We start from the raw sequence: 19,395 nt of genomic DNA, 5'->3' as shown, positions 1-19,395 counted from the left end.
CCCAGTCGGGGTTAGGTTGTCCCCATGGCTGCCCCGATGACCCGCCAACAGCGCCTCGTTCTGACAGTCGCCGTCCTCGCGTCCTTCGTCGCCTTCCTCGACGGCACGGTCGTCACGGTGGCACTCCCCGCAATCGACCGCGAACTCGGCGGCGGGCTCACCACCCAGCAATGGGTCGTGGATGCCTACCTCATCACCCTCGGCGCGCTCATTCTGCTGGCGGGTTCGGTGAGCGACGCATTCGGACGCATCCTCGTGCTGCGGATCGGCCTGATCGGCTTCGGGATCGCCTCGGTCGCGATTGCCGTCGCGCCCGACCCGATCGTCCTGATCGTCGCCCGTGCGGTCCAAGGCGCCGCAGGGGCCTTCCTCGTGCCGAGCTCGCTCGCCCTCATCACCTCGACCTTCCGCGACGCCGCCCAGGGCCGCGCCATCGGCATCTGGACCGCCCTGACGACGTGCGCCATGCTCACGGGTCCCGTCATCGGCGGCGTGTTCGTCGACCTGTTGTCGTGGCGACTCGTGTTCCTGATCAACGTCCTGCCTATCGTAATCACGCTCTGGCTGCTGACGCGCCTCACGCATCGCGACGTTCGGCGACCGGATGCCTCGATCGATTGGCTCGGCGCGGCGCTCTGCACCCTCGGGCTCGGCGGGTTCGTCTTCGCCCTCATCGAGCAGCCGAACCTGGGGTGGGGGTCCCCCGGCATCCTGATCCCGGGCATCGGCGGTCTCGCCCTGTTCATCGCTTTCCTGCTGCGCCAGCGCACCGTGCGGTCGCCGATTCTGCCGCTCGATCTGTTCCGCGTCCGCAACTTCTGGACCGGCAACGTCGCAACCACTTTCGTCTACGGCGCGCTCAGCCTCAACGGCTTCGTCGTCGGCGTCTACCTGCAGCAGGGTGCCGGCCTGAGCGCGACGCTCGCGGGGCTCGCGAGCCTGCCCGGGACTATCCTGCTCATCCTGCTGAGCTCTCGGGTGGGAGCTCTGTCGGGCCGCCTGGGTCCGCGGTTGTTCATGACCGCCGGACCCCTCGTGATGGCGGCGGGCGCGCTCCTCCTTCTCACCGTTCGCGAAGACTTCTCGTACTGGACGCAGGTACTGCCAGGCATCCTGGTCTTCGGTCTCGGTATCTCGCTGACGGTTGCTCCGCTGACGTCGGCCATTCTCGGAGCGATCGACACGGAACGGTCGGGTATCGCCTCGGCCGTGAACAACGCCGTTTCGCGCGTCGCCGGGTTGATCGTGATCGCGCTGCTGGCGACGATCGTCGGCGGATCGCTCGACCTCGACGGTTTCCACCGAGCGGCGATCGTCACGGCCGCGCTCATGGCGATCGGCGGCGCGGTGTCGTTCCTCGGCATTCGCAATCCGTCCCGCGCCGCAACCGTCGCAGACGAGTCATCCGAATCCACCCGTTAGTTCCGGCGCTGACCCCTGCCGTTGTGGTCAGCCCCCTGCGAGACTGACCGCATGAGCGCTATCGAGAACTCCAAACTCACCGTCGTCGGCGCGGGAAGCGTGGGCGCGAGCACCGCCTACGCCGCACTCATCCGCGGATCGGCCCGCCACGTCGCTCTGTATGACATCGCCACGGCGAAGGTCGAGGCCGAAGTGCTCGATCTCGCGCACGGCACCCAGTTCACGGGCGCGAGCGACGTCATCGGCGGCAGTGACCTCTCGGTCGTCGAGGGATCGCACGTCGTGGTGATCACGGCCGGTGCGAAGCAGAAGCCGGGTCAATCGCGCATCGAGCTCGCCGAGGTCAACGCGGGGATCCTGCGCACGATGATGCCCGAGCTGCTGTCGGTGGCGCCCGATGCGGTCTACGTCGTCGTCACCAACCCGTGCGATGTCCTGACGGTTCTGACCCAGGAGGCCACGGCGCTCCCGCCCGAGCGGATCTTCGCCTCGGGAACCGTGCTGGACACGTCGCGCCTGCGTTGGAAGCTTGCCGAGCGGGCCGGGGTGTCGACGTCGAGCGTGCACGCTTACATCGTCGGCGAGCACGGCGACACCGAGTTCCCCCTGTGGTCGAAGGCCACGATCGGCTCGGTTCCGATCCTCGACTGGGTGTCGCCCGGACACCCGCGGATGTCTCCGGACGAGCTCGACGCGATCGCGATCGATGTACGGGATGCCGCGTACAAGGTCATCCTCGGAAAGGGTGCGACCAACTACGCGATCGGGCTCTCGAGCGCACGCATCGTCGAGGCGATCCTGAACGACGAGCACGCGGTGATGCCGGTCAGCACCGTGCTGCGCGACTTCCACGGCATCGACGGGGTCGCCCTGTCGGTACCCTCGATCGTCAGCGCACGCGGCGCGGTGCCGATCCGCGAGACGGTCTTCTCGCCGCACGAGCTCGACCTGCTGCGGGACTCGGCTGATGCCCTGCGCACGGTCGCTGAGTCGCTGCGAGCCTGACCCGCACGGAGTATTTCAGCGCCGCGAGAGGATGTCCGGGGCCGAAACGTCCTCATCTCGCGCCGAAGTCCTCCGTTTCGGGCGCGCCGGAGCGTCAGCGCCGGCGCAAGGGCGCGGCCGCGACGCCTCCAGCGACACCGAACAGCACCACAGCGCCCGCCACGACGGCGAGCACCGGCAGCCACGAGTCGGCAGCCTCGTGGATCGCGCCCAAGATGATCGGGCCCGCGGCCGCGAGCCCGTAGCTGACCCCCTGGACGATCCCGGAACGCCCGTCGACCGTGTGCTCGCGGCCGCCCAGTGCGCCGATCATGATGAACACGACGGTCAGTCCACCGCCCTGCGCGACACCTCCGATGATGCACCAGAGCGGCCACAGGCCAGGATTCAGGGCGAACCCGATGGGGATCGCGAGCCAGCCGACCGCCACGAACAACACGCCGGCGAAGATCGAGACACGTGTCGTGATGATCGGCACGAGCAGGGCGCCCGCGATGCCCGAGACCTGGAACACCGCCGAGATTCCGCCCGCGGATGCGGCGTCGTACCCCGCGTCTTCGAGCAGCGACGGCAACCAGGCCGTGACGCCGTAGAAGCTGAACGCCTGCCCGGCGAAGGCCGCACCGAGCAACCACGTCGAAGCCGAGCGGGCGACACGCGGATCGACCTCGTCGGTCGGCCGCGGCACGGTTCCCCCGCGGGGCAGCAGCGCACCACGGACGCCGCGCAGGCCGAGCCACACGGCGAGCGCGACAACACCGAAGCCCACCCAGACCACGATTGCGCCGCGCCATCCGATCTCGGACGCGAGCGGCGCGGTCGCCAGGGTGACGGTCATCGTTCCGACGTTGATCGCCGAGGTGTATAGCCCCGTCATGAAGTGCGCACGCTCGCGGGGAAACTCCCGCGCGATGACTATCGGCACGACGACGTTGCCGATCGTGAGGAATAGGCCGATGACCCGGAACGAACGAGTCCCGCCGAGTGGGATTCCGTACTCTGGGTCCAGGCCCCGAGGCTCGACGACCGTGAAGACAGGGAAGTCATCCAGACAAAGGAGCGCACGTCGATGACCTACATCCTCGCCCTCGATCAGGGCACAACGAGCACGCGAGCGATCGTCTTCGACCACCGCGGCCGCTCCGTCTCATCCGGCCAACTCGAGCACCGCCAGATTTTCCCCCGCGCCGGCTGGGTCGAGCACGATGCGACCGAGATCTGGCGAAACACGCAGGAGGTGATCGGGGTCGCCCTCGCGCGCGCCGACATCACGCGGCACGACATCGCCGCCATCGGCATCACCAACCAGCGCGAGACGGTCATCCTGTGGGACCGACGCACGGGTCAGCCGGTCCACAACGCGATCGTCTGGCAGGACACCCGCAGCCAGGGCATCGTCGATCGCCTCGCCGCGGACGGCGGAGTCGACCGGTTCCGTGGGCTCACCGGGCTTCCGCTGGCGTCATATTTCTCTGCGACGAAGATCGCGTGGGTGCTCGAGAACCTGCCCGACGCGAAACGCCTGGCAGACGAGGGACACCTCGCCTTCGGCACGCCCGATACCTGGCTGCTGTGGAACCTGACCGGCGGCCCCGAAGGGGGCGTGCACGCGACGGATGTCACGAACGCCAGCCGCACCCTGCTGATGAATCTCGAGACGCTCGAGTGGGATGCATCGCTGCTCGAGGCCTTCGGCATCCCGGAGTCGCTGCTGCCCGACATCCGTTCCTCTTCGGAGGTCTACGGGCATGCTGAGCCGTCGAGCCTGCTGCGTGAGGTGCCGATCGCGGGCATGATGGGCGATCAGCAGGCGGCGACATTCGGCCAGGCGGCCTTCGCGCAGGGCGACAGCAAGAACACGTACGGCACCGGCAACTTCCTGGTCGTGAACACGGGCGATCGCCCGATCATCTCCGAGCACGGTTTGCTCACGACTGTGGCCTACCGTCTCGGCGACGGCACCACCGCGTACGCCCTCGAGGGATCGATCGCGGTCACCGGATCGCTCGTGCAATGGCTGCGCGACAACCTCGGCATCATCGGCACGGCCGCCGAGGTTGAAACGCTCGCGAACGAAGTGGAGGATGCGGGCGGTGTCATCATCGTCCCCGCGTTCTCGGGCCTGTTCGCCCCGCACTGGCGGCCCGACGCACGCGGTGCGATCCTCGGTCTCACGCGATTCGCCGACCGGCGGCACATCGCTCGTGCGGCGCTCGAGTCGGTCGCGTTGCAGAGCCGCGAAGTCGTGGACGCAGCGTGCGCAGACCTGGGCTCTGCTATCACCGAGCTTCGCGTGGATGGCGGGATGGTCGCCAACGGCACGCTCATGCAGATGCAGGCGGATGCCTTGGGGATTCCCGTCATCCGACCGGCGAACGTGGAGACGACCGCACTCGGCGCGGCCTTCGCCGCCGGGCTCGCGGTCGGCTACTGGTCGGGGCTGACCGAGCTGACGGGTCTCTGGAGCGAGGACCGCCGGTGGGAGCCGGCATCGACCGAGGCCGAGCGCACACACATGCTCGCGCGGTGGCAGGACGCCCTGGGGCGGACGCTGGACTGGCCGCTCGGGTGACGCCCTCTGTCGGTGGTGGCGCCTAACCTGGGCCCATGGCAACTCGAAAGCCCAGCACGGCCTACCGCTGCGCGGAATGCGGGTGGACGAGCGTCAAGTGGGTGGGCCGCTGCGGAGAGTGTCAGCAGTGGGGCACGGTCACCGAGGTCGCGGAGCAGACGGGCATCCTCCGCGGATTCACCCCTCACGCACCCACCGCTGATCGCATCGCGCGCCCGATCACCGACGTTGCGACGATCGAGGCTCCTCGCCGCCCCACGGGTGTCGGCGAATTCGACCGCGTGCTCGGCGGCGGACTCGTCGCGGGCGCGACGATCCTGATCTCCGGTGAGCCCGGCGTCGGTAAGTCGACGCTGCTGCTCGAGGTCGCGGCCCGTGCGGCCCGGTCCGGTCGGCGCGTGTTGTACGTGAGCGCAGAAGAGTCCACCGCGCAGGTCCGGCTCCGTGCCGAGCGCACCGGTGCACTCCACGACGAGCTGTTCATCGCGAGCGAGACCGACCTGGCGACACTCGTCGGCCAGATCGACCAGGTCGTCCCCACGCTTCTGATCGTCGATTCGGTACAGACCGTCTCGTCCTCGCTCAGCGAGGGACTGGCGGGGCATCCGAGCCAGGTGCGTGAGGTCGCCGCGACTCTTGTCCGCATCGCGAAAGAACGCGATCTGCCGGTGTTGATCGTAGGTCACGTCACGAAAGACGGTTCCATCGCGGGCCCTCGACTGCTCGAGCACCTCGTCGACGTCGTCTGTCACTTCGAAGGCGACCGGCAGACCGCGTTGCGCTTCGTACGCGTTCTGAAGAACCGCTTCGGGCCGACGGACGAGGTCGGATGCTTCGAGATGACCGGCGACGGCATCGCCGAAGTTCCCGACCCGAGCGGGCTGTTCCTGGGGCACGGCACCCCGGTCAGTGGCTCATGCGTCACGGTCGCGCTCGAAGGCCGTCGTGCCCTGCCCGTCGAGATTCAGTCCCTGGTCAATCCGAGCTCGACCCCGAACCCCCGTCGCGTCGTGAACGGCGTCGATTCGTCCCGCGTCGCCATGATCCTCGCGGTCCTCGAACGCCGTGCCGGGTTGAAGCTGAGCACCCTCGACGTCTACGTCTCGACAGTAGGCGGAGTCCGCCTCACTGAACCCGCCGCCGATTTGGCCATCGCCTTGGCCATCGCCAGCGCTCTCGGCGAGTTCGCCATCCCGCACCAGGTCGCGGCGGTTGGCGAGCTGAGCCTCTCGGGTGAGATCCGAGCGGTCGCACAGCTGTCACAGCGTCGCAGCGAGGCATCCCGTCTCGGTTTTGTGCACTTCGTCGATGCCGGGTCGAAGCACCTGCCGGCGGCGCTGGACACTGTCCGCGGTCACGCTGACCGCGGAGCTCGTGGCGGGCGCGCTCAGCTCGATCGTCAGAGCCGGGGACCGAGCGACGTTCCGGAGTTCTAGCCGCGCCAGGCGGCGTCAGTCGGCGAGAGCGTCGATCAGGTCTGCGGGCGACGCCTGCATCGGATGCGGACCCGCGATGTCGAGGAACACCGTTGTGATCGCATCGCGATGCGTGCGCAGAAACGCGAGCAGCCAGCCGGGCGACTGCAGGCCGATCGCCGGCGGAAGGTTCTCGGGCTTGTGGGCCGCGTCGCTGAACAGCAGAAGCGCGATCTCGCCCGTGTTGGGGTCGCGGTAGGTCCACACCTCGCCGACATCGAGCGGGTTGTCGCGGTCCGTCGGCGCCATCAAGGGCACGACCGTGTTGCCGTTTCGCAGTGCGAGGGCGACCGCGGCCACGTCCTGCTTTGCGAGCGCCTGGGCCAGCGCTTCGGATCGGAACACCGCGGCGCCCGCCTTCTTCACGCGCCCCTCGGGTTTGCCGGGTTTGCCGCTCTTGCCGGGTCTACCGCTCTGTCGCGCCACCCTTCCAGGGTAACCGGGGCGTCAGTAGAGCAGGATCTGTCGCGACGTCTGCGACGGGATGCCGCCGATCGAGACATCCAGGTGATACGACGCTCCCCCACCCGGTGCACGCTGACGGTCGCCCTCGCAGGTGTCGACGGACGAGCGGGTGCGGTCCCACGCGATCGGCGCCGAACTCTCGACGACCTGCCCAGCCGCGAGCGTGACGACCATGTCGCTCGGTGCGGCCTGGCAATCTGTCGAACGCCACCAGACATCGTTCCCGCTCGTGATCGTGAAACTCTGCTGCGTCGTGCCGACATTGATCGTGCACGGGGTGGCGCTGGTGTTCGTGAGACGGATGCTGAGCTGTGGGACCTCACCCGCTGCGTAGGACTCTTTGTCGGTCAACGCTTCGACGAGCACGCTGTCGGCAGCGCAGGCCTCGGGGGTGAGTTCGGCCGCAGCATCCGTCGCCGCTTCTTCCGGGAGGGCATCCGCCGGATTGGAACCGCCTGTCGCAGCCGGATCGGGCAGCGTCGGTGTCGTGTCGCTCGGCGAGGGCGACGCGGAACTCTGGCTTGCAGCCGGCGTCGTCGATTCGGCGGATCCGCGCCACGGCTGTGCGACGAGCAACCACACGACGAGGGCGACGACCACAAGCAACCCGATCAAGACGACGGCCCGCCGCCGCCGGTACACCGCGGGCGACGGACGCCGCCGTCGCGTGCCTTCGCTGCTCATGCAATCAGGCTAAGCGTGGGTCTCTCAGTCCTCGGCACGGCACGCCCTCCGTGGTGACACCCGGGTTCTGCCGCCGTGGTCTTCGAGGGTGAGTTGGCCTTTGAGGGTGTCGAACACGGACTCGACCCATTGTCGGATGCCTCCGAGTTTCCCGAACCTGGGGGTCTCGTCTTTGCGGTCGGGGCGGACAAGGTGCGCGCCGAGTTCGTTGGTGACGAAGTCCTCGAACTGCTTCCCAGCGAAGCCTTTGTCGCCAACGATCACCTGTCCAGGCTGGATGAGGTGTCGGTCGTGGTCGAGCATCGCTTGGGTGGCTTCGCGTTCACCGATCTTCGGGCTCGCGAGTCCCCAGACCACGGGCATTCCGTCGGGAGTGCAGATCAGATAGAGCCGGAAGCCCCAGAAGTATCGGGAGTGGGATGCGCAGTATCCGTAGTCGGCGTGCCCGGCAAGGTCTGAGCGTTTCACGGTCTCCCGCGATTTCCCGCACGGTAACGGGGTCGAGTCCACCAGCCGGGTGATCTCACCCCAGGACGGGGTGTCACGGGCCAGCTCGGTGATCACCGCAGAGAGAAGCCCGGTGGATTGGCGGACGCGTTTGCCCCACCCGGACTGGCCGGGCAGGTTCGGGAACATGCCCTTCAGGTGAGCGTGCGCGTATCGGATCCATTTCCGATCCGACGCGATCCCGAGCAGGTGTTGCGCGACCAGCAGGCAGAGCAATTCCGCGTCGTTGAGGGCGGGTTTGCGGCCCGGGTGGTGATCGCGGGTGAAGCCGATCGCGGGCAGGATCCGGTCATCGAGGTGGACGTAGAGTGTGATCAGGAGGGTGTTGAGTTCAGTTTTCACACACCGGGGTTAACACCCTCCGCCTGCGATTAACAGCATCCACGCCGACCCAGCCAAACGGACTCACTCATCTAGAGCGTCTTCAGCATCCGGGTATTGCCGAGGGTGTTGGGCTTGACGTGCGCGAGGTCGAGGAACTCGGCGACACCCTCGTCGGGGCTTCGCAAGAGCTGCGAGTAGACGTCAGGCGGCACGACCTGCTCGCCGATGGTCGTGAAACCGCGGCGTGAGAAGAAGTCGACCTCGAACGTGAGGCAGAACAGCCGCGTCAGTTTGAGCTGGCGGGCGTTCTGCTCGAGCGCGTCTACTATCCCCTTGCCGACTCCGCGGTGCAGCCAGTCATCCGTCACGATGAGGGTGCGGACCTCACCGAGGTCCTCCCACATGACGTGCAGGGCACCGCAGCCGACGAGTTGACCGTCGACCTCGGCCACGACGAACTGCTGGACGGATTCGTACAGCACGACCAGGTCCTTGCCGAGCAGAATCCGGCGCTGCACGAAGGGCTCGAGCATGTCGCGGATGCCGACGACATCCGTCGTCCGCGCCGCACGCACCGTGAAGTCGCCCATCCCTCCAGCGTAGGCCCCCGGTTACCCACCGTCCGGGGTTCACAATTCAGTCTCTGCAGTTTGGCGACAGCAGCCCGCGCCCGCAATTACGTGGGCCGCGCCACCTCCGCTGCCCGCGCAGACTGAATTATGAACGCGGCTGCCCCTCAACGACCCGCGCCCCGGTCGTTGAGCGAGCGCAGCGAGACGAAACGAACCGCCGAAACGACGAAGAGCGGATGCCTCACGCATCCGCTCTTCGTGTGTCCGGGTCGAACCCGGCAGTGTCAGTCGCTCGTGATCGCGAGGTCGGGCGTGGACGAGATCTCGCCAGCCGATGTCACTCCGACGGCCACCTTCTCGCCGCGCGGCTTGGTCTCGAACACGAACTCGCCGTTCTCGACGTCGACCTTGATGTGGTCGCCGGGATTCAGCTCGCCGTGCAGGATCCGCTCACTGAGGCGGTCTTCCACCTCGTGCTGCATCGCGCGGCGAAGCGGGCGGGCACCGAGAGTCGGGTCGAAGCCGATCTCAATCAGGCGTTCCTTGGCCGACTGCGAGAGCTTGATCGTCATGTCGCGGTCGAGCAGGCGGTCGGCTAGGCGCTTGGTGAACAGATCGACGATCTGCACCAGCTCGGGCTTCGACAGCTGCGGGAACACGATGACGTCGTCGAGACGGTTGAGGAACTCGGGCTTGAAGTGGCGCTTGAGCTCTTCGTCGACCTTGCCCTTCATCCGGTCGTAGCTCGTCTGCGCGTCACCCTCGACCTGGAACCCGACCGGTCCACCGGCGATGGCCGACGATCCCAGGTTGGTGGTCATGATGATGACCGTGTTCTTGAAGTCGACGACGCGGCCCTGACCATCGGTCAGGCGACCCTCTTCGAGGATCTGCAGCAGCGAGTTGAAGATGTCGGGGTGGGCCTTCTCGATCTCATCGAACAGCACGACCGAGAACGGCTTGCGGCGCACCTTCTCGGTGAGCTGCCCGCCCTCTTCGAACCCGACGAAGCCCGGAGGGGCACCGAACAGGCGCGAGACGGTGTGCTTCTCACCGAACTCCGACATGTCGAGCGAGATCAACGCGCCCTCGTCGTCGAACAGGAACTCGGCGAGCGCCTTGGCGAGCTCGGTCTTACCTACTCCCGTGGGGCCGGCGAAGATGAACGAGCCCGAGGGACGCTTCGGGTCCTTGAGCCCGGCGCGCTGACGACGGATCGTCTTCGACAGGGCGGCGATGGCCTCTTCCTGGCCGATGACGCGCTGGTGCAGCGCCTTCTCCATGAAGACCAGGCGGCTGGTCTCTTCCTCGGTCAGCTTGAAGACCGGGATGCCGGTCGCCTGCGCCAGAACCTCGGCGATCAGACCCTCGTCGACAACGGCGTGGGATGCAACATCCCCCGAACGCCACTGCTTCTCGAGCCGCAGCCGCTCGGCGAGGAGCGACTTCTCCTCGTCGCGGAGGCCGGCGGCCTTCTCGAAGTCCTGCTCTTCCGACGCCTGCTCCTTTTGCTGGCGAACGGCGGCGATCTTCTCGTCGAACTCACGCAGCTCGGGGGGCGACGACAGGATCGACAGGCGGAGGCGGGCGCCGGCCTCATCGATCAGGTCGATCGCCTTGTCGGGCAGGAAGCGGTCGGCCACGTAACGGTCGGCGAGGTTCGCGGCGGCGACGATCGCGCCATCCGTGATCTGCACCTTGTGATGGGCCTCGTAGCGGTCGCGCAGACCCTTGAGGATGTTGATCGCGTGGGGCAGCGACGGCTCCGCAACCTGGATCGGCTGGAAGCGACGCTCGAGCGCGGCATCCTTCTCGAAGTGCTTGCGGTACTCATCGAGCGTGGTCGCACCGATCGTCTGCAGCTCTCCGCGGGCGAGGAGCGGCTTGAGGATGGACGCCGCGTCGATCGCACCCTCGGCGGCACCGGCACCCACGAGGGTGTGGATCTCGTCGATGAAGACGATAATGTCGCCGCGCGTACGGATCTCTTTCGTGACCTTCTTGAGGCGCTCTTCGAAGTCACCGCGGTAGCGGGAGCCAGCGATGAGCGAACCGAGGTCGAGCGAGTAGACCTGCTTGTCCTTGAGCGTCTCGGGCACATCGCCCTTGACGATCGCCTGGGCGAGGCCCTCGACGACGGCGGTCTTGCCGACGCCAGGCTCACCGATCAGCACGGGGTTGTTCTTCGAGCGACGCGAGAGGATCTGCATGACCCGCTCGATCTCCTTTTCGCGCCCGATCACCGGGTCGAGCTTGTTGTCGCGCGCGGCCTGCGTGAGGTTGCGGCCGAACTGATCGAGCACGGCGGATCCGCCCTGCGCCCCCTGCGTCTCGTTCGCGGCACCGCTAACAGCGGCGGGCTCCTTGCCCTGGTAGCCCGAGAGCAGCTGGATGACCTGCTGGCGCACCTTGTTGAGGTCGGCGCCGAGCTTGACCAGCACCTGGGCGGCTACGCCCTCGCCCTCGCGGATGAGCCCGAGCAGGATGTGCTCGGTACCGATGTAGTTGTGGCCGAGCTGCAGCGCCTCGCGAAGCGAAAGCTCAAGCACCTTCTTGGCGCGCGGCGTGAACGGGATGTGACCCGTTGGCTGCTGCTGGCCCTGGCCGATGATGTCCTGCACCTGCTCACGAACGGCGTCAAGCGAGATGCCGAGGGATTCGAGCGCCTTCGCGGCGACCCCTTCACCCTCGTGGATCAGCCCGAGCAAGATGTGCTCGGTGCCGATGTAGTTGTGGTTGAGCATCTTCGCCTCTTCTTGGGCGAGCACAACCACTCGACGGGCACGGTCGGTAAATCTCTCGAACATTGCAGACTCCTCGGCATCGGCCGCACGCGTCCCTACGGCTCGCGTGTTACATCGAGGGTAACCAGCGGACGGATGCCTCACGCCTGTGTTCGCCGTGGGCGTGACGGCTTTGCGGGGTTGACGCGCGGCCCCCGCGTGCTTATCGTTTCTCGATAACAACGATTATCGATAAGAGGTTCACTCGTGACGACCCCGACAGCCCCGAAGCGCTCTGGCCCGACAGGTTCGACCGGCTGTCTGTTGTGTTGACACGCACGAACTGGCTGCTCGACGGCGTCGGCGGAATCCTCCTTGTCATCGCAGCGGCCTTCCGGCGCGGGACCGCGATGCAGTGCGACACCGAGGGCCTGGTGTGACCCCCGCCGAAGACGAGGGGCCGAGCGGCATCCACTGCCGACTCGACGAGCTCCTCGCCGAGCGCAGTATGACTCTCACCCGCCTCTCGGAGATCGTCGGTGTCTCGATCGTCAACCTGTCAGTGCTGAAGAACGACCGGGCGCGAGCCATCCGCTATTCGACGCTCTCGGCAATCTGCCGGGCGCTCGACTGCGAGGTCGGCGATCTGCTGGTCACCACCGACTGACCCGCTCAGCCCGCCCGGCCATCTTTCACTCGTCGCGAATGGCGCCTGTGAGGTATCCGAACCCGCCATATGTGACGAGTGAAAGTTGCTGGACACAGTTGACTCGTCACGAATGGCGTCCTACGCGGCCCAACATCCGCCATCTGCGACGAGCGAAAGCCGGGAACCGCCAAGGAGACCTCAGCGCGAACGACGTGCCTCGATCGCCGTGCGCACCCGCTGTACGACGACGACGCCCGACATCGTGAAGATGTGCCGCTTCGTCGCGCGGATGACGCGCCAACCCTCTTCAGCTAACCGGTCGAGTCGGTCCACGTCCCGCGCCCATTGCACAGGATCGGTGCGGTGGTGGTCGCCGTCATATTCGATCCCGATCTTCAGCGCGGGGTAAGCGAGGTCAAGGCAGGCGACGAAGCGGCCATCATCATCGAGCACGTCGTAGTCCAGCACCGGCTCAGGCAACCCCGCGTCGATCAGGATCAGGCGCAGCCAGGTCTCACGGCGCGACGACGCGCCGGTTCGCACCCGCGGAAGAGCCGCACGCAGGGCGCCGATGCCCGGACGACGACCCGCGCCGACGGCCGACTCGAGCTCGTCGATCGTCGCCCACGCCGGACGCGGCGGCGGTGCGAAGCCGCCCGGCCTGCGCGGGATACGCACGAAATAGTCGGCCGCCGCGACGAGATCGTACGGATGCGTCAACCGAGCCCCGAGCATCGCCCAGGTCGTTGCGGGGCTTGCCACGCGCCAGCCGAGCTCGGGGTGACCGCGAACCGATCCGTGCGACGGCGCGAGCGCGTACCCCTTCACCCCGCGACCCCGCGGGGCGCGACGCGGTGCGAAGACGGCCACGTCGAGCTCATCGTGGATGACCGTGGCAGAAAGCGGCACGCCCCAGATGACGGCGGCGGTCACATGACCGAAGAACTGGGAGTCCCGCATAACCGTGGCGAATTGACGCGCACGCGCCAGCATCCGCGACTCCGCCGTCTGGACAATGGGCGTGTGCGACACGGACCGGACGGCGTGGAACGGATGCTCGAGGTCGCGAGCCCGCAGCCGAGAACGCGAGACGCCCGCCGCTTCGGCCTGCGCGACGGAGAACTCCGCGCCCAGGCTGCGGGGCAGGTCGGTTCGGCGCATCCCGGCACCCTCGCACATCGCACGGTGGTCGCGCCGAAGTTGTCCACACACGGCGGCGCGACCGGAGCCGCCCGCCGGCGGAACAGGGCTGTTCACTCGGCGCAAATGGCGGGCCCCCGGCATCCTGACCCGCCATTTACGACGAGTGACTTCGGATTCGTCCGTTTCAGTCGTCGTGAATGGCGGGCTTTCGCACAATCAACAGCCATTCACGACGACTGAATGTTCAGATAGACGCTCGACAAGCGTGCAGGACAAGGGCGCGCAGAGTGAGACGCGCGGGGACGGCGCCGTTGCCGCTCCCCCGCGCGCGGTCTGAAAAAGTGGCGGTCTAGTTGGAGCCGTAGATCGGAACGCGGAGCCCGTCGAAGTCGTCCCCGACGAGCACGGCCGTGACGCCCTCGTCTTCGTCGAGGTCCGCCACCGAGGTGATCAGCGCGCGAGGCACCATGTCCATCGTGCAGATCTGGTCGGCCGGCGGGTCGACGAACGTGACCGTCACCTCGGATGGCGCCACGACTTCCGTGGAAGCGACGACGGGAACGCACGTCGAGCTCCCCCAGGTCACGAGCACGAAGGAGTCGTCATCGTCGATCCATCCGGCACTCGGCGCATACTCGGAGGCCGTGTTGGTGGGGTCTAGTCCCTGCACACCGTCGAGGTCGGTGTCGCCCGTGAATCCGTCACCCGCGACCGTGATCTCGAGGTCAACTGCGGGGTCCATGTCCGGGAGCGCATCGACGAGGGTCACGCGAGGGACCATGTCCGTCGTGCACACCTCGTCCGTGTCGGCATCGGCGAGGATTACCGCGAACGTGCCATTGTCTTGCAGCGCGGCATCTTCGACGACCGGGACACAGGTCGATGACCCGTACGTGATGATGCCGATCATCCGGCCGTCGTCGAGCCAGGTCGCGTCGACCTCAACCTCAACCTCAGAGACACTGCCATCGGCGGGTACGGAGCTGCTGCTCCCCGGCGACGCGGGCGTGGCCGTGCATCCCGCGAGTCCGAGGAGCACGACGGCTCCGGCGCCGAGCGCGATGAGTGCTTTGCGAACAGCCACGATGGAACCTCTCCGGGCGGGATGCCTCGTCCCTCATCCTGCGGACGTGCTGTCGTCCGCTCATCCATCCTGACCGATCGCTCCAGACCCACCATGCGAAGACGGTGACAGCGCGATAACGATCACCACTCAAGTCGGTAACGCTCGCGCAACCCGGAACACGGGCACGCCCTCTACTGCAGGGCCGAGGTCAGACGCGCGAGGTTGTCGAGCACCGTCGAGCGGAGGGGCTGCTGCTTCCACTCTTCGAGCGTCAGCTCGCGGCTCAGCGAGCGATAGCGATCCTCGACCGCACGCATCTGATCGGCGAACTCGCTGCCGCGCACCAGCAGCGAGATCTCCATGTTCAGGCCGAACGAGCGCATGTCCATGTTGCTCGAGCCGATCACGGCGGTCTCGTCATCGATCGTCAGGCTCTTGGAGTGCAGGATGAAGGGCTTGCGGTACATCCAAATCTTCACGCCGGCGCGCAGGAGTGCCTCGTAGTAGCTGCGCTGCGCGTGATAGACGATCGCCTGATCGCCCTCTTCACTGACGAAGAGTTCGACCTGCACGCCGCGGTGACACGCGGTCGTCACCGCCAGCAGCAGCGACTCGTCCGGCACGAAATAGGGGCTCACGATGATGACCTTGCGCTCGGCCGCGTAAAGCATGCCGAGGAAGAGGCGCAGGTTGTTCTCGGAATCGAATCCGGGACCGGATGGCACGACCTGCGCATCAAGATCGCCGGGTCCGGTGTCGAGGTTCTCGACGTCGAACTCGGCCGAGAGTTCTTCGTCGGTCTCGCTGTACCAGTCCGAGAGGAATACGGCGTTGACGCTCGCGACGACCGGCCCCTGCAGCCGCACCATCAGATCGACCCAGTGCAGACCGCGGCGAATATTCTTGGGCAGGTTGTAGGTCGAGTCGGTGACGTTCTGCGAGCCCATGAACGCGACATTGTCGTCGACGACCAGAAGCTTGCGGTGGTTGCGGAGGTCAGGACGTTGGTACTTGCCTTTGAACGGCTGCACCGGAAGCATCAGGTGCCACTGTGCACCCATCGCGTCGAGCCGCTTCAGCGTCGCCTTGTAGTTGGGCTTGCCGCGGTTGGCCCAGTGGTCCAGCAGCACGCGCACCGTGATTCCGCGGGCGCACGCCTCTTCCATAGCCCGGAACAGGTTGTCGGTCGCGGCATCCGATTGCAGGATGTAGAACTCGATATGCGCGTAGTGCTCTGCTGCGCGAACGGCATCCGCCATCGCGTCGAGGCTCTCCTGATACTCGGCGATCAGGGTGACCGTATTGTCACCGGCGAGGGGCATTGCTCCGAGGTTGCGGTTCATCGTGACAAGCGAGGTGAACCAGGCCGGAGCATCCGGGCGCAGCGAACCGAACTCGAGGTTTTCCGTCGCGTCGTGGATGTACTCGTTGATCTGCCGCTGCTTGCGACGGCGAACCCGCGGGAGCCGCGGATTACCGATCAGAAAGAAGAGCAGAAGCCCGACGAACGGGATGAAGTAGATGGCCAGCAACCATGCCGTCGCCGCTGTCGGGCGGCGATTGCGCGGGATGACGATGATTGCCCAGATGCGGATGGTCAGGTCGAAAATGAGGATGGCGACCAGCCACCACGTGATGTCGAAATTGAGGACGAGCACCCGTTTCCCTCCGCCGGCTCGTGCTCAGCGTAGCGGGGTGGGTCAGGGTGCCGCGGGACGCGGGTCTTCCGGCGCGGGGGCCATGCCCCGCTTCGCGCGCTCTTCGGCCTCGATCTGGGCGTAGACGCGGCGCTCCGTGCGGTCCATGCGAATGATGCCACGTAGCACGAAGAAGAAGACCACCGAGACGACAAGGGTCGGCAGAATCGACCAGATCAGTGCCGCCCAGTAGCCTTCCACCCCTCCAGGATACGCCCCGAGGGGGCATACCGGACACTCGGACGCTCCCTCCACAGCACGTCCCGGTGCCGGTCGTCCCCCGATTCCGCCTTCCCACCGGCCTCAGGACGGCGTCCAGGCCACGCTGGCCGCATGCCCACCATCATCAAGGCCTCCGACGCCGCAGACTTCCTCGCCCTCGTTCCCGCTCTGGCCGGCTATCGCCCTCGGCAGAGCCTCGCGCTCGTGCTGTTCCGCGGCAAGCGGACGGCGGGCGTCATGCGCTACGACCTGCCGGAGCCCGACGCGGTCGAAGCGATGGCCTCGACCACGATCGGACTCGCCTGCAAGGTCGACCGCATCGACGGCATCGCGATCGTCGTCTACACAGATGCAGGTTTCCGCGACGATGGCTCGGGCCCGATCGCCTGGCAAGATCTCGTCACTGCACTGGAAAAGCGGGCGCATGTCTGTGGCCTGCGAGTCGTAGAGGCTCTCTGCGTTGCGGGCGATGCCTGGGGGTCGTACGCCGACGGCGAGGCGCGACCCCTCTCCGAGGTACGCGAGCGCGAGGCCGATCTGCCCATGTCGGTTCCTGCGGGGGATCAGGGTGCGGGCGCTTTTCTGCCCGAGGTCGATCTGGCCGAGAAGGAGCGGATGGCACGCGCGCTCCTCACGATCGACGATGCGGCCGAGGCCCTGCTGGCAGCACCCTCGAACGTCGAGACGGCCAATGTTCCCTCGCTGGCACGCCTGGATCCGCGCGCGCTCGCGGCGGTCGTTGCCCTGGATGACGTACCTGAACTGTTCGAGGACGCCCTGACCTGGGACCCCGACACCCTGGACGCGTTCTCGGGCGCAGTACTGCTGTGGTGCCTGCGTCGCCCCGCGCTGCGCGATGTGGCACTGCAGCAGTGGGCCGGAGACATCCACGCGGGCGAACTCGCCCTCTTTGCCCAGGTGCGGTGGGAGGCCGGCCACGAGTATCCGGCCGAACTCGGTGCTCGCTTCTGCGGCGACGGTCCGCGGCCCGATTCGGGTCGCTTGCACCGCGCTCGAAATCTGGTGCGCCGCATCGCGGCGGCGGCCCCGCGCGACGCACGGCCGGGGCCCCTGGCCGCGGCGGCGTGGATCAGCTGGGCACTCGGTGGTTCGACGCACGCGGGCTGGTACGCCGAGCGGGCTCTCGAGATCGACCCCGAGCACGGCTTGTCTCAGATCGTGATGACGATGTGCACAGCCTCACATCTGCCAGAGTGGGCGTTCGCCCGCGAGTGAACGCAGTGGGCGTTCGCCCGCGAGTGAACGCAGTGGGCGTTCGCCCGCGAGTGAGTTCTTACTTGACGAGCGGGAACAGGATCGTCTCGCGAATGCCGAGGCCCGTGATGGCCATCAGCAGTCGGTCGATTCCCATGCCCATGCCCCCCGAAGGTGGCATGCCGTGCTCGAGCGCCCGCAGGAAGTCCTCGTCGATGCGCATGGCCTCGACATCTCCTCGCGAAGCGAGAACCGCCTGCTCGACAAAACGCTCGCGCTGGATCACGGGGTCGACGAGTTCGGAGTAGCCGGTGGCCAGCTCGAACCCGCGGATGTATAGGTCCCACTTCTCCACGACACCCTCGATCGAGCGGTGCGCCCGCACGAGCGGGCTCGTGTCGACCGGGAAGTCCATGACGAACGTCGGGCGCTCGAGGCCACCCTTCACGAAGTGGTCCCACAGTTCCTCGACGAGCTTGCCGTGGGTGACATGAGCGGGCTCGTCGACACCGGATGCCGCGGCGAGCGCGAGCAGTTCGTCGACGGATGTCTGGGGTGTGATCGTCTGCGTGCTGGCAGACGAAAGCGACTCGTACATCGAGATGCGGTCCCAGTCGCCGCCCAGGTCGTACTCCGTGCCGTCGGCCCACGTCACGACCGTCGAGCCCGAAACGGCGCGCGCGGCGTTCTGGATGAGCTCCTGTGTCAGGTCGGCGATGCCGTTGTAGTCGGAGTACGACTGGTACGCCTCGAGCATCGCGAACTCGGGACTGTGGGTCGAGTCGGCGCCCTCGTTGCGGAAGTTGCGGTTGATCTCGAACACCCGATCCAGGCCCCCGACGACCGCACGCTTCAGGAACAGTTCGGGCGCGATGCGTAGGAACAGCTCGGTGTCGAAGGCATTCGAGTGGGTCACGAACGGACGAGCCGCCGCACCGCCGTGCTGCACCTGCAGCATCGGCGTCTCGACCTCGAGGAAGTCGTGCTCCGCGAACGTCGCGCGCAGGCTCGCATTGACCGCCGCGCGGGCCCGCACCGTCTGGCGGGCCTGATCGCGCACGATCAGGTCGAGGTAGCGCGCGCGCACGCGGCTCTCCTCGTTGAGCTCGGAGTACATGTTCGGCAGAGGCAGGATCGCCTTCGCCGCGATCTGCCACTCGTCGAGCATGATCGAGAGCTCGCCGCGGCGGCTCGAGATGACCTCGCCCGCGACGAAGACGTGGTCACCCAGGTCGACGAGTTCTTTCCACCGCTGCAGGGACTCCTCGCCGACACCGGCCAGCGAGACCATCGCCTGGATCCGGCTGCCGTCGCCGGCCTGGAGCGTCGCGAAGCAGAGCTTGCCCGTGTTGCGGCTGAAGACGATGCGACCGGCGACCGCGGCGCGCACGCCCGTCGCGGTGTCGGCCTCGAGCTCGCCGTATGCCTCGCGAAGCGCCGCGATCGTGTCGGTCACGGGAACACTGACGGGGTAGGCGCCGCCCGAGGCATCCGTCCGCTCGTCCTGCAGGCGCTCGCGCTTAGCGAGCCGCACCGCCTTCTGTTCGAAGACGTCCTCTTCGGAGGCAGCGTCGGACGGCACGGAAGAATCGGTCATCTGCGGGGGCTCCTCGAAAGTCGACACAAGTCTATCCGCGCGCCCCCGCGCGCCCCG

At 67.0% G+C, this 19,395-nt stretch carries 16 protein-coding genes and 1 pseudogene; 6 read left to right on the top strand and 11 right to left on the bottom strand.

Translation table 11 applies throughout. From position 1 onward, the window contains the following. The first annotated feature begins 24 nt into the window (after positions 1–24). Positions 25–1,422, top strand: coding sequence for an MFS transporter (locus ACXZ1E_RS10065; RefSeq protein ID WP_458040384.1), 1,398 nt, complete (start codon positions 25–27; stop codon positions 1,420–1,422). A 51-nt stretch (positions 1,423–1,473) separates the two neighbouring features. Continuing rightward, positions 1,474–2,427, top strand: a complete 954-nt coding sequence (locus tag ACXZ1E_RS10060) for an L-lactate dehydrogenase (RefSeq protein WP_458040383.1) — start codon at positions 1,474–1,476, stop codon at positions 2,425–2,427. A gap of 94 nt (positions 2,428–2,521) precedes the next feature. Here the strand turns inward: ACXZ1E_RS10060 and ACXZ1E_RS10055 are convergent, their stop codons facing one another. Continuing rightward, positions 2,522–3,559 carry an MFS transporter gene (locus tag ACXZ1E_RS10055; protein WP_458040382.1) on the bottom strand — a complete coding sequence of 346 codons (1,038 nt, stop codon included), beginning with the start codon at positions 3,557–3,559 and terminating at the stop codon, positions 2,522–2,524. On the opposite strand from ACXZ1E_RS10055, the gene glpK reads away from it, so the two are divergent. Together glpK and radA are read left to right on the top strand one after the other, a co-directional pair. After that, a complete protein-coding gene (glpK, locus tag ACXZ1E_RS10050) occupies positions 3,497–4,999 on the top strand; it encodes a glycerol kinase GlpK (RefSeq protein WP_458040381.1) in 1,503 nt (500 codons plus the stop codon). The genes ACXZ1E_RS10055 and glpK overlap by 63 nt on opposite strands. 35 nt (positions 5,000–5,034) lie before the next feature. Then, positions 5,035–6,435, top strand: coding sequence for a DNA repair protein RadA (gene radA, locus ACXZ1E_RS10045; RefSeq protein WP_458040380.1), 1,401 nt, complete (start codon positions 5,035–5,037; stop codon positions 6,433–6,435). A 15-nt stretch (positions 6,436–6,450) separates the two neighbouring features. On the opposite strand, the gene ACXZ1E_RS10040 is transcribed toward radA, so the two are convergent. The 5 genes and pseudogenes from ACXZ1E_RS10040 to ACXZ1E_RS10020 form a co-directional block, all read right to left on the bottom strand. After that, positions 6,451–6,900: a hypothetical protein gene (locus ACXZ1E_RS10040; protein WP_458351940.1), complete on the bottom strand. Its 450-nt coding sequence runs from the start codon at positions 6,898–6,900 to the stop codon at positions 6,451–6,453. 21 nt (positions 6,901–6,921) lie between these two features. Further along, complete coding sequence (locus ACXZ1E_RS10035; protein WP_458040379.1) at positions 6,922–7,623, bottom strand: hypothetical protein; 702 nt, start codon at positions 7,621–7,623, stop codon at positions 6,922–6,924. A 63-nt stretch (positions 7,624–7,686) separates the two neighbouring features. Then, positions 7,687–8,472, bottom strand: a pseudogene (locus ACXZ1E_RS10030) (IS982 family transposase); the annotation flags it as partial. 71 nt (positions 8,473–8,543) lie between these two features. After that, positions 8,544–9,044 carry an amino-acid N-acetyltransferase gene (locus ACXZ1E_RS10025; RefSeq protein WP_458040378.1) on the bottom strand — a complete coding sequence of 167 codons (501 nt, stop codon included), beginning with the start codon at positions 9,042–9,044 and terminating at the stop codon, positions 8,544–8,546. A 266-nt stretch (positions 9,045–9,310) separates the two neighbouring features. Next, the gene (locus ACXZ1E_RS10020; protein WP_458040377.1) at positions 9,311–11,833 is read right to left on the bottom strand and encodes an ATP-dependent Clp protease ATP-binding subunit; all 2,523 of its coding nucleotides are present in this window, start codon (positions 11,831–11,833) and stop codon (positions 9,311–9,313) included. A gap of 352 nt (positions 11,834–12,185) precedes the next feature. On the opposite strand from ACXZ1E_RS10020, the gene ACXZ1E_RS10015 reads away from it, so the two are divergent. Then, positions 12,186–12,416, top strand: a complete 231-nt coding sequence (locus tag ACXZ1E_RS10015) for a helix-turn-helix domain-containing protein (protein WP_458040376.1) — start codon at positions 12,186–12,188, stop codon at positions 12,414–12,416. Between the two features lie 180 nt (positions 12,417–12,596). Here ACXZ1E_RS10015 and ACXZ1E_RS10010 read toward each other — a convergent pair whose 3' ends face one another. The 4 genes from ACXZ1E_RS10010 to ACXZ1E_RS09995 form a co-directional block, all read right to left on the bottom strand. Then, complete coding sequence (locus ACXZ1E_RS10010; RefSeq protein ID WP_458040375.1) at positions 12,597–13,559, bottom strand: endonuclease domain-containing protein; 963 nt, start codon at positions 13,557–13,559, stop codon at positions 12,597–12,599. 331 nt (positions 13,560–13,890) lie between these two features. Further along, positions 13,891–14,625: a hypothetical protein gene (locus tag ACXZ1E_RS10005; RefSeq protein ID WP_458040374.1), complete on the bottom strand. Its 735-nt coding sequence runs from the start codon at positions 14,623–14,625 to the stop codon at positions 13,891–13,893. A 173-nt stretch (positions 14,626–14,798) separates the two neighbouring features. Further along, positions 14,799–16,265 carry a cardiolipin synthase gene (gene cls / locus ACXZ1E_RS10000; protein ID WP_458040373.1) on the bottom strand — a complete coding sequence of 489 codons (1,467 nt, stop codon included), beginning with the start codon at positions 16,263–16,265 and terminating at the stop codon, positions 14,799–14,801. A 42-nt stretch (positions 16,266–16,307) separates the two neighbouring features. Continuing rightward, entirely contained in the window at positions 16,308–16,505 is a 198-nt protein-coding gene (locus ACXZ1E_RS09995) for a hypothetical protein (RefSeq protein WP_458040372.1), read from the bottom strand. Positions 16,506–16,637: 132 nt separating this feature from the next. On the opposite strand from ACXZ1E_RS09995, the gene ACXZ1E_RS09990 reads away from it, so the two are divergent. After that, positions 16,638–17,762 (top strand): DUF4192 family protein, encoded by a 1,125-nt coding sequence (locus tag ACXZ1E_RS09990; protein WP_458040371.1) that lies wholly within the window; start codon positions 16,638–16,640, stop codon positions 17,760–17,762. A gap of 58 nt (positions 17,763–17,820) precedes the next feature. Here ACXZ1E_RS09990 and lysS read toward each other — a convergent pair whose 3' ends face one another. Further along, the gene (lysS, locus tag ACXZ1E_RS09985) at positions 17,821–19,338 is read right to left on the bottom strand and encodes a lysine--tRNA ligase (protein ID WP_458040370.1); all 1,518 of its coding nucleotides are present in this window, start codon (positions 19,336–19,338) and stop codon (positions 17,821–17,823) included. Between the last annotated feature and the right edge of the window lie 57 nt (positions 19,339–19,395).

The organism is Pacificispira sp. HM-600 (assembly GCF_977993705.1).
Note: the sequence above shows the minus strand (reverse complement) of the source record. Positions and strands in the feature narration are given on the sequence as shown.

Excerpts from the sequence above, each read along its gene's own strand:
- ACXZ1E_RS10065 (WP_458040384.1), top strand. The coding sequence starts at position 25 with ATGGCTGCCCCGATGACCCGCCAACAGCGCCTCGTTCTGACAGTCGCC.
- ACXZ1E_RS10060 (WP_458040383.1), top strand. The coding sequence starts at position 1,474 with ATGAGCGCTATCGAGAACTCCAAACTCACCGTCGTCGGCGCGGGAAGC.
- glpK (WP_458040381.1), top strand. The coding sequence starts at position 3,497 with ATGACCTACATCCTCGCCCTCGATCAGGGCACAACGAGCACGCGAGCG.
- radA (WP_458040380.1), top strand. The coding sequence starts at position 5,035 with ATGGCAACTCGAAAGCCCAGCACGGCCTACCGCTGCGCGGAATGCGGG.
- ACXZ1E_RS10035 (WP_458040379.1), bottom strand. The coding sequence starts at position 7,623 with ATGAGCAGCGAAGGCACGCGACGGCGGCGTCCGTCGCCCGCGGTGTAC.
- ACXZ1E_RS10025 (WP_458040378.1), bottom strand. The coding sequence starts at position 9,044 with ATGGGCGACTTCACGGTGCGTGCGGCGCGGACGACGGATGTCGTCGGC.
- ACXZ1E_RS10020 (WP_458040377.1), bottom strand. The coding sequence starts at position 11,833 with ATGTTCGAGAGATTTACCGACCGTGCCCGTCGAGTGGTTGTGCTCGCC.
- ACXZ1E_RS10010 (WP_458040375.1), bottom strand. The coding sequence starts at position 13,559 with ATGCGCCGAACCGACCTGCCCCGCAGCCTGGGCGCGGAGTTCTCCGTC.
- ACXZ1E_RS09990 (WP_458040371.1), top strand. The coding sequence starts at position 16,638 with ATGCCCACCATCATCAAGGCCTCCGACGCCGCAGACTTCCTCGCCCTC.
- lysS (WP_458040370.1), bottom strand. The coding sequence starts at position 19,338 with ATGACCGATTCTTCCGTGCCGTCCGACGCTGCCTCCGAAGAGGACGTC.